Source organism: Nitrospira sp., from assembly GCA_030653545.1.
In the GTDB taxonomy this organism is placed as follows: Bacteria; Nitrospirota; Nitrospiria; order Nitrospirales; family Nitrospiraceae; genus Nitrospira_D.
Genome location: JAURZE010000005.1, coordinates 157,296 through 172,057, shown reverse-complemented (window position 1 = coordinate 172,057; position 14,762 = coordinate 157,296). Strand labels below are relative to the sequence as shown.

The 14,762-nt window shown below is 60.5% G+C and carries 12 protein-coding genes; 2 read left to right on the top strand and 10 right to left on the bottom strand.

Annotated elements, in window-relative coordinates; translation table 11 throughout:
- Positions 1-151 precede the first annotated feature (151 nt).
- Both Q7U39_01235 and Q7U39_01230 read right to left on the bottom strand, forming a co-directional pair.
- Complete coding sequence (locus Q7U39_01235; GenBank protein ID MDO9116554.1) at positions 152-1,417, bottom strand: hypothetical protein; 1,266 nt, start codon at positions 1,415-1,417, stop codon at positions 152-154.
- 51 nt (positions 1,418-1,468) lie between these two features.
- Positions 1,469-2,347, bottom strand: a complete 879-nt coding sequence (locus Q7U39_01230; GenBank protein ID MDO9116553.1) for a hypothetical protein — start codon at positions 2,345-2,347, stop codon at positions 1,469-1,471.
- A gap of 166 nt (positions 2,348-2,513) precedes the next feature.
- Between Q7U39_01230 and Q7U39_01225 the strand changes: the two genes are divergently transcribed.
- Positions 2,514-2,738, top strand: coding sequence for a hypothetical protein (locus tag Q7U39_01225; protein ID MDO9116552.1), 225 nt, complete (start codon positions 2,514-2,516; stop codon positions 2,736-2,738).
- Positions 2,739-3,131: 393 nt separating this feature from the next.
- Here Q7U39_01225 and Q7U39_01220 read toward each other — a convergent pair whose 3' ends face one another.
- Genes Q7U39_01220 through Q7U39_01210 form a run of 3 tightly spaced genes read right to left on the bottom strand, consistent with a single transcriptional unit; the run spans position 3,132 to position 7,013 of the window.
- Positions 3,132-3,947, bottom strand: coding sequence for a hypothetical protein (locus Q7U39_01220; protein MDO9116551.1), 816 nt, complete (start codon positions 3,945-3,947; stop codon positions 3,132-3,134).
- A complete protein-coding gene (otsB, locus tag Q7U39_01215; protein MDO9116550.1) occupies positions 3,937-4,767 on the bottom strand; it encodes a trehalose-phosphatase in 831 nt (276 codons plus the stop codon). Before otsB ends, Q7U39_01220 begins: the two co-directional genes overlap by 11 nt.
- Positions 4,764-7,013 (bottom strand): trehalose-6-phosphate synthase, encoded by a 2,250-nt coding sequence (locus tag Q7U39_01210; protein MDO9116549.1) that lies wholly within the window; start codon positions 7,011-7,013, stop codon positions 4,764-4,766. The genes otsB and Q7U39_01210 overlap by 4 nt, the downstream gene beginning before the upstream one ends.
- Before the next feature lie 48 nt (positions 7,014-7,061).
- Here Q7U39_01210 and Q7U39_01205 point away from each other — a divergent pair, with 48 nt between their 5' ends.
- Positions 7,062-8,846, top strand: coding sequence for a glycoside hydrolase family 15 protein (locus Q7U39_01205; protein ID MDO9116548.1), 1,785 nt, complete (start codon positions 7,062-7,064; stop codon positions 8,844-8,846).
- Between the two features lie 161 nt (positions 8,847-9,007).
- Here the strand turns inward: Q7U39_01205 and Q7U39_01200 are convergent, their stop codons facing one another.
- From Q7U39_01200 to Q7U39_01180, 5 genes are all read right to left on the bottom strand, one after another.
- Positions 9,008-9,289, bottom strand: coding sequence for a hypothetical protein (locus Q7U39_01200; protein MDO9116547.1), 282 nt, complete (start codon positions 9,287-9,289; stop codon positions 9,008-9,010).
- Between the two features lie 283 nt (positions 9,290-9,572).
- Complete coding sequence (locus Q7U39_01195; GenBank protein MDO9116546.1) at positions 9,573-12,248, bottom strand: calcium-translocating P-type ATPase, PMCA-type; 2,676 nt, start codon at positions 12,246-12,248, stop codon at positions 9,573-9,575.
- Positions 12,238-12,723: a hypothetical protein gene (locus Q7U39_01190; GenBank protein ID MDO9116545.1), complete on the bottom strand. Its 486-nt coding sequence runs from the start codon at positions 12,721-12,723 to the stop codon at positions 12,238-12,240. Before Q7U39_01190 ends, Q7U39_01195 begins: the two co-directional genes overlap by 11 nt.
- Positions 12,724-12,872: 149 nt before the next feature.
- A complete protein-coding gene (locus Q7U39_01185) occupies positions 12,873-14,039 on the bottom strand; it encodes a site-2 protease family protein (protein ID MDO9116544.1) in 1,167 nt (388 codons plus the stop codon).
- A gap of 77 nt (positions 14,040-14,116) precedes the next feature.
- Positions 14,117-14,575: a cupredoxin domain-containing protein gene (locus tag Q7U39_01180; protein MDO9116543.1), complete on the bottom strand. Its 459-nt coding sequence runs from the start codon at positions 14,573-14,575 to the stop codon at positions 14,117-14,119.
- Positions 14,576-14,762: the final 187 nt, after the last annotated feature.

Sequence of the window (14,762 nt, the reverse complement as noted above, 5' to 3'; positions counted from 1 at the left end):
GACAAACAAACATCCCGACCGCACCCCCCTATTGGTGGGAGGGAGAGAAGGAGCTAATAAGGCAACCCCGTGACAGGGGGTTCAGAGAGGCAGGACCTGCGGCCGCTTCCGTCCGGCACGGGAGTCGCACCGGATAGGATCCCGTTCCGGTTCACCGGTTGACTTTCACCGCCTTGACGATTTTCGCCTGTTTAAGCTGGTCCAGAAAACGTTCCATCGGCTCGGTGGGCGGAAGAATCTCCACGGCCTGCCAGCCGTCCGACAAAGCGCCCTTGCGCCCACGCATCTCGCGCACCCACTGGTCGATACTGTCCTGGCTGGTCCCTTCACTGAACGTGACCCAGAATAAGAACGGAGGCTGTTGAACGGCTTTCACTTCCGCCACCGGCGGCGATTGAGACGGAGCACTCTGCTGCGCCACCAACGGTTTCTCACGATCCGGAACGACCGCTTTTGAGATATCCGTGCCGGCAGTTTTCAGGCGTTTGCTCAGTTCTTGATTATGTTGCTCCAACTGTGCCCGTTCACGGGCAAGCCGCTCGTTCGCGATCACCAGACTGTGGATCTCGGCTTCCAGCTGCTCCTGCTCACTGAGGGCTTTGCTCATCAGCACGCGCGTCATACGATCGGTATCTCGGCCTGCCCCCTTCCGCCGTTGTTCGATCTCCTGCTTCACGGTCAGCACGCTGGACGCGACGGTTTCCTGGGTCGAGGACAACTTGGCCATCGTCCGCTGGAGTTGCGCCATTCCCTGTTGCTGCGACTGAATGGTATCGATCGCTTTCGATTGCATCTGCGCGAGTTCGACGAGTTGCCGCTCAAGCTTGGTCACTTCCGCAAGCGGGGCCGCCCAGGGGACTTCTGCCTGCGTAACGGTCAACGGCGGCTTCACCGGCGTCATCCAGCCGGTGAACCGATCGGTAACCAGTCCGGCCAACGTGACGGCCAGCAGGATCTGTGTGAACACAAGTGCCCGGCCGCCAGTGCGGGGAACGGTGAGCGGATGCGGGACCGTGCCTCCGGCTACGCTGCTCCATGCTTGCCGCGCCCGGCTCCAGAACCCCTGCACAGGTTGAAACACGGCATTGACCGATCCGCCGTGCGCAGTATTATGAACGCGGAGTTCGACGGCGGCTCGCGTAAGGGCAATGCGACAACTCCTGAATCCATACTCGGGAGCGGACAGTCCGCCGAGAAGCACACCATCTTCCGATCGCAGCTGAACACTGTCAACGGAAGTCTGACTCTGAACCTGCAATGTGGCTTCGGCGCCCGCACTTTCCAACAAGCCGACGCGCCGCTGATTCACAAAGACATGGATCGGGTCAGATCCGCCGCAACCGGATCGCCGGGGCCCTGTCCGTATGGCATTCAGCAGGTGCTCGCGATAGCCTGAAAATTCGTGTTCGGAATCCATATCCTCCTCCTTCCCATTGCTTCCCACCGGCTCAGCTTGACTCCACTCACCTTACGGCAGGAGCTGGAAAACCACGCGTGGCTTCTCCGTCACCGAGGCCCCGTCAAGCCCAAGATCCCAGGTCAACTGCAGACAATCCAGGCACAGAGCCAGATGCCAGATCCGGTATTCAACCCCGTAGCCCTCCAGAAACATGTCCTCCCACTGATGCCGGGACAGGCAGGGATAATGGTCGGGCTCACTCTTCCGATAATGAGCCTGCGCCAAACGCAGCAGGCGTTCGGCCTCGCCGTTGAACCGGTGTCGCTGCTGTTGCTGTTCGGTCAGCCCTTGCACGTCGGCTTCCGTGAGGCCGATATCATCAAGCGTGCGCTTCCATCCGCTCTCCCGCCATCGTTGAAAATTCTTGTAGATGCGCGGGCTCTCCGAACCGTTCAACCGGAGCGCCGTAATCACCTGGCCGGGTCCTAACCCATAACAATGATGGTATAGGGCAATCAGCGCGTCACGGCTGACGACTGCGCGCCCTACCAGTCCATCAAGAAAGCGGCCGAGCGGCGTGAGCAGATCCTTGTGATAACAGAAGGGCTCCGGCCGGCTATGCTGTCTGGCCACCATCGAATCCAGCAGGAAGAGCGGACGGCAGGGCACCTCGCTCCGGCCCGACACGAGAAACTGTTCGAGATATTCCGCCCCCCAGCGCAGCACAAATTTTTCATGGGCGACATCATCGCTCCACTGGCCGGTTTCCCGAAGAAAACGTCTGGTATAGCCGGCCGCCCGGTCGAGCAACAGGGGCAGCGATTGCGAGACAACCCGGTCGAAGTCCTCGGCAGTCGACACCACTTCTTCAAGACGGCCGACAGCCGTCATGCGATCCGACATGGCACGGTCTCTATTGAGCATATGGGATTGTCCGATGGAACTCATTGTGTCTCCTTTCCGATCTGCGCGCATTAGACAAGAGCGGCTATCCATTCGGCGATTTTGTCCATTGTACCGACTGCGGCACGCTTGATAAGAATTCGATATCGGTTCTGCGTGGGGCATGACCGGAATAATATTTTCACCTTATTTTTCATTTATGGAGGTTCCTATGACACGCTTCAACGGATTGATGGCCTTGGTGGCGTTCCTCAGCTTCAGCACGATGTCCACGCTCGCCCTGGCCGATGAGGATAAGAAAGAAGAGAAGAAGGACAAGGGCGGCCACGTGGTCGTGTTCGGCGACGATAAGAAGGAAGAGCACAAGGACAAGGGCGGCCACGTGGTGTTCAGCGACGACAAGAAGGATGAGAAAAAGGACCAGAGCGGCAAGTAGGCCGGTCCGGCGGGGTGCGGCGGTCCGCCGCGCCCCGCACCGTATGTCTGCACCGGCGCCTCCATAAAGCTCTCGCTCGTCCCCCGCCGATCCAACGGGCACCGACCGAACGACGAGCCAAGACAAGTCACGAATAGTGGATGAGCCAGCGGCACCGTAGCGCTCCTCTTGCACGACGAAGTTACGACACGCAGATCTCACGAGCGGCTTCCGGCTCACGAAATCGCCTCCGGGCGCCGCAATCCCGACGGACTCTGAATCTATCTTCCCGGCCGCTTCACATCCCGGATCGCGCGCCTGATCAGCAACACGACCAGAATGAGAAAAATCACTCCTCCGACCAGCACGATCCAATCATGGATAGTCATCATGCATCCCCCTGGAGGCGCGCGATCAACCAGCCGCCCGGGAGCCGGCCGGCACCCGCTGAATCGCTCCCGTCTTCAGATCATAGACAAAGACCTGCTTCGCTTGCTCCGGCGTGACCGGCAGCAGATTAGTGGCAATCGACTCGAACGTAACGTAGCGGCCGTCCTCGCTGATTGTCGGATTGACGCTGGCGTTGTTGGCCTGAGTCCCGTTGTTGCCGACAGACACCCGGCTGGTTCGTCCTGTCTGCCGATCGCGCACGAACACGTCGATCACGCCGTTGGTGTCGCCCGGCGCCAGATTCGACGCGAGGGATTCGAACACGATGTAGCGGCCGTCGGCGCTGAGGTGCGAAGCTTGACTGAAATTGTTGGCTTGGTTGCCGCGGCTGTCCACCGACACACGGGCGGTCAGGCCGGTCGTCCGATCATGGACAAAGATGTCCCGATGGCGATTCGTATCCTCAGGCACCAAATTTGAGGCTAAGGATTCGAACACCACGACCCGTCCGTCCGGCGTGAGCGCGGGCGAAAAACTCCCGCCGTTCCCCTGAACTCCGCTGCTGCTGATGGAGACACGCACGGTTTGCTTGGAGTCATTGTCGTAGACGAACACATCCGTCACCCCGTTGGTGTCGTGTGCCGTCAGGTTCGCGGCACGAGACTCGAAGGCCACATAGCGCCGACGACCCGCGACCGGAACATCATCCTGTCCGATCGGCCGGCCGCCATCTGTCCCTTTGACCGGGTGGGCTACGACGGTCTGGACCGGATTATCCTGATTCCCGCAACCCGCGAGGGCGAAACAGCAGGCGCACAAGACTACCGCCTTAGCCGTCATGTTCCGCTTCCTTGTGGTGAATCATCGCCGGTCGATCAGCGTGCTGGCCCTGTTCCGGTGTCCGATCCAGGCGATGAATCAGGAACCGCAGGACATCTTCGATCTCCCCTTGATGCTTGATATACAACTTCGCGCGGGACCCGGCGTGCAGCCCGACTCGCACACCCATAACCAGCCCCTCCGTCAGTCCAAACACATCCTCGTCCGTCTCGTCATCTCCGATGAAGAAGAAGCCAGACTGGCGAAGATGCCGCATCAATGCGAGGGCCGCCCCCCCCTTGCCTCCCTTCCCCGGAGGCAAGAGATTGATCGATTGTTTCCCGATGACCAGACGAGGAGCCGGGCTCAGCTGAGTCAGCAGCGCCAGCACAGCCAGACGGACGCGGTCCTGGTCTTCATGTTCCCGATAGTGCAACGTCAGTGAATACCGCTTGTCCTCCACATCAATGCCGAGATCGGCCAACTGCGGGGCCAACTCCCCCTTGATCGCCGCTCTCCACCCGGCACAGATCCCATCGGCCCACAGGAGCGTCACCGATGGCGTCAACGGACTTTCCAACCCGTGGTTGCCGATCAGATACGGAACGGCCCCGTTCACTCGCGGCGCCAAATCGCTGAGGGCCCGTCCCGAGATCACGGCGCAGGGAGCGCGCTTGGCCAATTCCACCAGCCATTCATGGATCGAGCGGGTGAGTTTGACCGACTCGCGGTCCGGAGAAATCTTGGCCAGCGTCCCGTCAAAATCGAAGGCGTAGAGCATCGGCCGGCCAGCGAGGGCTCTCATCGCTTCCCGTCCCTCAGGCGAGAGCAAATACATCATGCCTGTCCTCCCGTGATCGTCCGCACGTCTCGTGCTCCTGTCTGACGCACAATGCGCGCCCGTTGCCGCATGCGGGCGGCATCCATCAGCATCCGGCCAGCCCAACGGTACACGTTGAACTCCTGCACGATGCCGCGCATGCTGCGCATCCGCGCCCGTTGTTCGGTCGGCGCCATGGTGAGCGCCAGATGCATGGCCGCCGCGCATTGATCGATATTGTACGGATTGATGAGCACCGCTTCAGGCAGCTCCGTCGCCGCCCCGGTGAACTGGCTGAGAATCAGCACGCCTTGCTCGTCGTCCCGCGCGGCGACGAATTCCTTCGCGACGAGATTCATGCCGTCATGGAGACTGCTGACGATGCAAAAGTCCGCGCCTCTGTAGTAGACGTTGACCTCCTGCGGTTCGTGATGCTCGATCCGCACATGAATGGGCCGATAGCCCTCGCGGCCGAATCGGGCGTTGATGCGCTCGGCCGACGCCAGCACATTCCGGCTGAGCTGCTGGTACTCCTCGATTTTCGACCGGCTGGGGGCGGCGATTTGGATAAACGAAAACCGGCCGATCCATTCCGGCTGCAATTCAAGCAACCGCTCAATGGCCAGAAACCGCTCCAGAATGCCTTTGGTATAGTCGAGGCGCTCGACCCCGACCCCGAGGCGGTGCGTGTGGGAAAGCGTATTCAATGTGCGAATACGAGTCTTGCACTCGGAGACCGGCGGCCACTGGGCCATCTGCTGCCCGGGCCATGCGATAGAGATCGGGTAAGGATTTACGGCCGTCATTTTCCCCTGATAAGAAATAGTGGAGCTGTCCCGGTCGATTCTCGTTTCGAGTGACCGGTCCACCGTCTCGATGAAGTTGCTGCAATGGAAGCGCGTGTGAAATCCGAGAATGCTGCTCCCCAGGAGCCCTTCAAGAATGTCCCGATACCAGGGACAGATGGCATAGCGCTCCGGGTTGGGCCAGGGAATGTGCCAGAAGGTGATGATCGTCGCGTTCGGCAAATGATCGCGCACCATCTTCGGCACCAGCGCAAAATGGTAATCCTGCACGAGCACGACCGGATTATCGGTCTTGGCCTCTTCGATGATGGCCAGGGCGAACCGTTCATTGATCTCTTTGTAATGCTGCCAGTCAGAAGAACGAAAGACTGGCCGGACGTGAGCCAGGTGGCAGAGCGGCCAGAGGCCTTCGTTGGCAAATCCATAGTAATAGCCGGCCTCTTCTTCCGCTGACATCCAGATCCGTCTGATTTCGTATTCGGGATGGTCCGGCGGTACGCGGACATGGCCCCGCGCATCAACGACCTCCCGATCGGCGGTCCCGCTGCCGTGCGCGATCCACACACCGGAACAGGCGCGCATGACAGGCTCCAGCGCAGTGACCACTCCGCTGGCCGGAACCTGCACTTCAAGCTGCTGATCGTGCCAATTGTGAATATAGGGTTCGCGGTTGGAGACAATCAGCACTTCGTCGCCTGCAAGGTGGTCGTGAAGAATGGTCTTCAGCGTGGCGGGGGTCCAGCTCAACTGACTTTCGTCCCGCATGCGTTTGTCCGCCTCGAGATCGTGTATGAGGGCGCGAAGATCCTGGGCGACCGGATGCATGTCGGCGCCGGGCGTCGGCTCTCCGATCAAAGCGACCAGGCCCTCTCCTCGAAGCATCGACCGCACACCTGCGATCCATCCCCGCCAACTCAGATGCGCGACCAGAACCGTCACCAGTGAGATCACGCCGCCGATGACAGCGAAGAGGTAGAAGAGATACCACTTCGTATCGCTGCTCCGCCGCTCGATCCAGCTCATGTCGTGGACGAGCATCAGGCGTCCCCAGTCCCTGCCGTTCCCTTCGATGCCCACGGCGGCGACATGAACAGCCCCCTGGGAGAAACGCAGAAGGGCCGTCTGACCTGTTTTGAGCGTACTCGCACCATCACAGGATATTGAGTCGGGGTACGTGAGAGTCTTGTAGATCAATTTGCCGTCACGGTCGCAAAATCCGACGGCGTACAGCCGTTCGTCCTGAATGATCCGATGGAAGTAGTTCAGCAGCTTGGTCTTCGACTCTGTCGCCAGAAGATCGACCAGAGGACTTTCGACCATGCGGCCGATCAGGGCCGACCGGATTTCAAGATCCCGGACGAACCATTTGAGGGTCAACGTATCGACAAGAGGAATAACGGCATAAGCCAGACCCGCCAGCACCAGGGCCAGCGGCAACAGGAATCGCAGCGATAACCGCATAGTTCACCTCTCGTTTACATCGGACAGCAAATCGCCTATGGTGAAGGCATGTATCCCTACGGCCTTGTCGGCAATTGCCAAACCTCGGCGCTGATCGGCTTGAACGGCAGCGTGGAATGGATGTGCGCGCCACGCCCGGACAGTCCCCCGGTCTTCGGCCGGCTGCTGGATCCGGACGGCGGGCATTTTTCGATCTCGAGCCCCCTCGCGCCCTCCGGCCTCAGGTCCGAGCAGCGCTATCTGCCGAACACGAACATTCTGATCACCACCGTCACGTTGCCGAACGGCGACGCTTTCCAGATCACCGACTTCTGTCCGCGTTTCGAACAATACGGCCGTATCTACCGGCCGTCGGCCCTGTTCCGGATGGTCGAACCGCTCCAGGGCACTCCGGCGATCCGGGTCAACTGCTGTCCGGTTTCCGGCTGGGACAAGACTCCGGTGCAACCCGTGCGAGGCAGCAACCACCTCCGCTACGAGATTCGCGGTGACGTCCTCCGGCTGCTGACCAACATGCCGCTGACCTATCTCTGCGAAGAGATCCCGATGGCGCTGACACAGAAATTCTATTTCGCCATGACCTGGGGACTCGGCATCGAAGACGATCTCATCAAGGTCACGCACGACTTTCTGGAGCAGACCGCCCGCTATTGGCGCACCTGGGTCAAAAACTGTTCGGTGCCGCTGCTGCACCAACAGGAAGTCATCCGTTCGGCGTTGGCGCTCAAGCTGCACTGTTTCGAAGACACGGGAGCTATCCTGGCGGCCCTCACGACGAGCCTTCCGGAACAGCCGGGCGGACAGCGCAACTGGGATTATCGGTTTTGCTGGCTGCGCGATGCCTATTTTGCGCTCACGGCATTTCATAACCTGGGCCATTTCGAAGAGATGGAATCCTTCCTGAAATTCCTGTTGAACATTGCGCATACGCATGAACATTCCCGCGACCGGCTACGGCCGGTGTATACGCTCAGCCAAGGATTGCCGCTTCCCGAGACGGAGCATCCGAATTGGTCCGGCTACCAGAGCAGCCGACCGGTGCGCAGCTACAATCAGGCCGCGGAGCACGTGCAGAACGACGCCTACGCCGAAATGATCCTGACCTTCACTCCGATCTTCTTCGACGAACGGTATGTCGATTTGCGCACGAGAGATCTCGATGCCCTGCTGGCGCATCTGGCGAAGCTGTGCGTCCGCAGTATCGGCCAGCCGGATGCCGGTCTCTGGGAGATTCGCAACGGCTGGCAGGAGCATTCCTTCACGAATCTGCTGTGCTGGGCCGGGCTCGAACGACTGGAACGGATCAAACAGGCCGGGCATCTCCCCTCCGTCTCGACCGGCCTCACGGCCGGACGAATCCAGGCGGAAGACGCCTTGCTCCGCGCCGTCCGCGAGGGGGCCGTCCGGAACGGCCCCACTGACCCCACTTTCGACGCCGCGCTGGCCCAGCTGCCGATCCTCGGCTACCCGAACCGCCCCCTGTGCGAGTCGACGGTCACCCACATCACCCGCGAGCTGTCGCTCCGCATCGGAGGCGAGGATACCGGGTTTTTCTACCGCTATGTGCGAAACGACGACTTCGGGAAGCCGGAGGGCGCCTTCGTCATCTGCTCCTTCTGGATCGCCCAAGCCCTCGCTCGCCTGGGGTGCGTGGATGAAGCACGTACGATCCTCGACCGCGTACTGACGGCATCCAATCATGTCGGGCTGTTTTCCGAACACTTCATTCCCTCCACAAATACCCAATGCGGAAACTTTCCCCAAGCCTACTCCCACGTCGGCCTCATCAATGCCGCGTTTGCCGTCAGCCCTCCCTGGAGCGACGTGCTCTGACGTGCTCTAATGGGAATTTCAAACGGTCACCGCCACCCGTGAGGAAGCGGTCCCGCTTATCCGTTCAGCGGAACCAAGCCGGTTCGCATAAGCAAACAAAAACAGGGCCTGACCGCTCTTGACACGACGCGATTTGAAAGAATCTGGACGTTAACCCAAGACTAGCGCACAGGAGGACGAAACAACGTGGCGGCAATCACGAGGACAGACACAGACGGTGAGAAGTCCAATATTCCAATTGAGATCTTCGGCAAAATAAGTTCCGGCGATGGGGGGACGACGGAAAATCCTTCCAACACCGACGACCCGAGAAGATCAGAAGCATCGGCGGGGCTGAGCAGCGTCACCGGCGCCCCAAGCATCTGGGCCATGACGCAGAGGCATAGACAGAATACTACCAGCAACTGGCCCCGTGAACGGCTCGCATACAGTGTAGTCCTCATCACGAGCGATCATACCGAATCCCATCCGGCATGACAAGCCGACATTCCGACTGACCGCACTCTGATGATCGCCTCTCATCGACATCCGTTTCATCGACGTCGGAACATTTTCATCAACTCCATCACGACTACAGGTACTAAACTGGCCGCTCCCATCAGCATCCAATCTTCGATCGGCAAGGAAGCCACTTTGAACACCGGTGAAACTGCCGGTATGGTCAACCCCCGCCGTCTGAATCGAGAACGCGGGTAGCGACCGCCTCGCGCGTCGAGGCACATAACCTCATGCTCGCGTCATCCACCCATGGCGCATCAACCATTTCTGGATTTCGACGCCGATAAAGACCACCGACGACAGGGCCAGACAGACCAGTAATTCATCCCTATCCAGCGGCTCGGTCTTGAAGATCGGATTGAGCGCGGGAATATAGATGGTGCCCAGCTGCAAAGCGAACGTCAGGAGCACGGCGCCCAACAAGGGGCGATTCGTCAACGGTCCCAGCGTGAAGAAGGACTCGCGCTCCGAGCGAATCGCCAGCACGTTGCCCATCTGCGACAAGGTCAAGACCGTAAACACCATCGTCTGCCAGTGGGCATGGCCGGTATGATAGGCCCAGGCCTGCGTGATCAGCGACACGCCCCCCATGAGCAACCCCACCCAGAGAATGTCCTGCCACATCCCGCGCGCGAAGATGCTCTCCTTCGGCGGACGAGGCGGCCGCTGCATGATTCCCCGTTCCTCCGGTTCCGCGGCCAACGCCAGGCCGGGCAATCCGTCGGTCACGAGATTGATCCACAAAATGTGGATGGGCAACAGCGGAATCGGCAAACCCAGGAACGGCGCGAGAAAAATCGTCCAGATCTCGCCCGCGTTGCTGGTCATCGTGTACTTGATGAACCGGCGGATATTGTCGAAGATCCGGCGTCCCTCCCGCACCGCACTCACGATCGTCGCGAAGTTATCGTCCAGGAGAATCATGTGCGAGGCTTCGCGCGCGACATCCGTGCCGGTCAATCCCATGGCGATGCCGATGTCGGCCCGCCTGAGCGCCGGCGCGTCGTTCACACCATCGCCCGTCATGGCCACGAACTCGCCTTTGTCTTGCAGGGCCTTCACGATCTTGATCTTCTGCTCCGGCGCGGCCCGTGCGTAGACCCTGATCCGCTCGACGTGCTCTTCGAACACCTCAATCGACAAGGGCGCCAGTTCCTGCCCGGTCATGACCACATCGTCGTTCGTAATGATTCCCAGTCGCACGGCGATCGCGCGGGCGGTGGCCGGATGATCGCCGGTAATCATCACCGGTGTGATGCCGGCTGACTGGCAGAGTTTGACCGCCTCCTGCGCTTCAGGCCGCGGCGGATCCAACAGGCCGACCAATCCCAGGAAGATCAGATCACGCTCGGCTTGATGTGGCGCCAATTCGCCCGGCAGGGCGGGCCAGCGACGGAACGCCACCGCAAGCACCCGCAGGCCATTGGCCGCCATCCGTTCCGCTTCCTCGAGAATCGTCTCTCGCTTCACAGGAGTAGGCCCCGATTCAACTAGAATCTGCTCACATTGAGCCACCACCTGCTCCGGCGCGCCCTTGGTAAACGCGATAAGACCTTCTCCTTCCCGATGGAAGGTCGTCATGCATTTCCGATCCGAGTCGAAAGGCAGTTCGGCGAGCCGTGGCGCGTTGATCTGCAACCCCTCCTTGTCGTACCCGGCTTCACGCGCGGCGACATAGAGGGCCACTTCGGTCGGGTCGCCCAGCACACGATCCTGGTCCTGACGCATGGCGTCGTTGCTGAGCGCGAGCGCCTGGCCGAATAACCGTCCCGCCTCTCCCTGTTCCCCAACGGATGGCACCCGCTCCGCGGCCTGCCCCCCCACGATGACTTGCTCGACCTGCATCTTGTTCAGCGTCAAGGTCCCGGTCTTGTCCGAACAGATGTAGGTCACGGACCCCAGCGTCTCGACCGCCGGCAGTCGCCGGATCAAGGCCTGTTTCTTCACCATCTTGCGGGCGCCGAAGGCCAGCGATACGGTCACGACGGCCGGGAGCGCTTCAGGGATCGCGGCGACCGCCAGGCTAATGGCGGTCAGGAACATGAGGATCATCGACTCGCCGCGGAGCACGCCGACGAGAAAGACGATCGCACAGATCGCGAGGGCCGCCAGGGCCAGCCGTTGGCCGAACTGCGCCAGCCGCTTCTGGAGCGGAGTTTTGACCTCCTCTTCTTCCCGCAGCAGCGTGGCGATCTTGCCCAACTCCGTGTGCATGCCGGTCCCGACGACGAGACCGGTCCCACGCCCATAGGTCACGAGCGTCCCCTTGTAAGCCATGTTGAGACGGTCGCCCAGCGGGAGTTCCACCTCGGTCAGCGGCCGCGCCTGCTTCTCCACCGGCACGGATTCGCCGGTGAGCGCCGCCTCTTCGACTTTGAGCTGGACCGTTTCCACCAACCGCACATCCGCAGGGACACCGTCGCCGGCTTCCAGCACTACGACGTCGCCCGGGACGAGCTGCGAGGCCGGGATCGTCGCCGGCTTGCCCTCACGCAGCACCTTCGCATTCGGCGCCGCGAGCAACTTGAGCGCGGCGACCGCCCGCTCCGCCCGGTATTCCTGGATGAACCCGATCACGCCGTTGAGCAACACAATGACCATGATGGCGATGGCATCCGGCGGCTCGCCGATCATGCCCGAGATGATCGCCGCAGCAATCAGGACGAGGATCATGAAATCGGTGAACTGGTCCAGCAGCATGCGCCAGGGACTGCGGGCCCGATGCTCCTGAATGGCGTTTAGCCCGTAGGTCGACAGGCGCCGGGCGACTTCATCGGCACTCAAACCCGTCTGCGGATCAACAGTCAGTTGCTGCGCAATGTCCGGAGCAGTGAGCACATGCCACGCAACTGAGGCCACACCGGGCGCCTCGGATATCAGCCTACTCACGTTGTCAGATCTCATATCCGTCTCCTCCGGTACTCGCAGTGAATCGCATCCCCAAGCCATAGCCCACGATCATCAAGACACTGTCCGGCTCGATCAGCATGAAGCGCTTTTCCGCCCGATAGACAATCCCCATCATGCCCACACTCATCAGCGAGATACTCACAAAGGCCGTTATCGCGTGGGTCGGATCCACGGCCGCCAGCAAAGGGCCTTTCCCGTAGGCCAGATCCGCCATCAACAGAATCGCCATGTTGAAGGCATTGCTTCCGAACAAATCGCCGTCGGCAATATTCGGCGCGTCAATCAGCACGTCGTTGACCGCGGTGAAGACTTCCGACAAGCAGGTGGCTCCCGCCAGTACCACCACCCCGATCCACAGTCGCCCTAGACCGGAATGCCCGGCAATTTGATCGGCATAGTGAGACAATCTGGTTCCTGCGATATGATTCATCACTGCACTCAATAGAAACATTCCTCCTACCGTCAGCATGGCCGATTCCCTTACCGACCTGATACTCATCGTCTTTGGCTTCTCACCACAAGCACCAAACAGGGTGCCTACAGCGCGACTTTGCGGGAGACGCTTCCGTGAAAACACGATCCACGGCGAGCAGGACTTTCATCGCCAGATTCTCCCCCTCACGTCCGGTTCCGTTCCGGGGCACGCACACTGAAGGCCGGTGCCTCACGACCCCCTAGCTCCAGATTGGCATAGAGCACCCGCAGGAGGTGATCCCGCGTGATCATGCCCAGCAACCGGCCGCCTTGTGTGACCGGAACCTGGTTGACATCCTGTTGTTCCATGACTCTCAAGACATCCAGAATCGCCGTCTCCGGCGCCACCGCATGCAGCCGGTCCATCGGCGTCATCGCCTGCTCCACGAAACTGTCTCTCCATCGGTCTTGAGGCACGGTCTTCACCTGGTGCAGCGTCACGAGGCCCTCGAGCCGTCCGTTCTGCGAGACCAGAAAGCATCGCTGGCCTGTCCGTAAAATATGCTCGTGCACCAGGTCCGCAAGACTCAGTTGACCCGACACGGTGGGACAATCACGCGCCATGATGTCTTCGGCCGTCAGGCCGCTCAACGCTGACCGCATGCTCATCTGCAGGACGCTCTCCTGGGCGGCATTGAGCAAGAACCAGCCGATGAAGGCCAGCCAGATCCCGTTGAACCAGTTCACGGTGAACACGGTCCAGATGCCGACCAGCATGAACGCGTACCCCACCGTTTGGCCCGTGCCTGCTGCAATCCGGGTGGCTGTGGCCAGATTGCCCGTCACCCGCCAGAGCAGCGCCCGGAAGATCCGCCCGCCGTCGAGCGGAAAGCCCGGCACGAGGTTGAACAGCGCCAGCATCAGGTTGATCGACGCGAGCCAGCCGGCGAGCGCTGAGATCCGTTCAAACTCATCGCCGGCCAGATGCGCCACCGCGCCGAACCCGACGGCCAGCAGCGCGCTGGTGATCGGCCCGGCAATCGCGATCTGAAACTCCGTCATCGGCCGGTCCGGCTCGCGGCCGATCTGCGCGACGCCGCCGAAGACGAAGAGCGTGATAGAGCGGACCGGGATGCCCTTGGCCAGAGCCACGAAGCTGTGCGCCAGTTCATGCAGAAGGATCGAGGCAAAGAACAGGAGGCTCGTCGCGATTCCCACCGCATAATGCTCCGCCAGCGTCCAATGGGGATGCTCCGATGCAAACCGAGTGGTCAGCGAAAAAGTAATCAGGAAAAAGATGATGAACCAGGAGTAATGGACGCCGATCTCGATCCCGCGGATGGTCGTCAGCTTCACGGATTGTCCGATCATAGATCACCTCTCAATATTGTGTATGGCCGTGCCCCCGCACCGCCCCCGTTAGCCAACGCGATCCGCTGTTTCAGCGGTTACCCGACCGGCACGTCGAGCAGATACAATTCGCCTTGCACCTCTGGATGCAGGTCACATCGAAATGTGATCTTGCCCTGTTGATCCGGCGTCAGGCGAATCATCAGAGTCTTGCCCGGATCTATGTGAAATCCTTCGATGCCTGTCCCGAACGCCTCGATACCCTCTCCTCCACCCTGAAGGGAACGGCCCAAGAAGAGCGGCGAGATGAATCCATGTGTGACGAAATCCTCGTTGCGGACCACGAACACCATCGGTGTTCCCGCGCGAATCGACTCCATCTTCGTGCGCACGTACTTGAAGTCGCGGATGACGATCTCGATGCGCGGTTCCTGCGCAGATGCGACGTCCAGCGCGACGCTCGGCGTCGCACCGATCATCGGCCACCCCATCAGCCCCAGGACAGCGAGGGTACCCCAGCGCACCCTTCGTGATCCCACCATTCTGTGTTTGTTCATAGCCGACCTCCCTATGTCTGAATACAACAGAGTCACCTATCCGTCCCACCGGTCAAACGGACGTTCTTTCTCCTACCTTTCAGCAGCACGAATAGGCCAACGATACCGATAACTAGGGCGATCCCGCCGAGAATGGCCAATGGTTCCATGGTGCTCCTCTTTATCCTGGAGATAAGGAATCGAGACT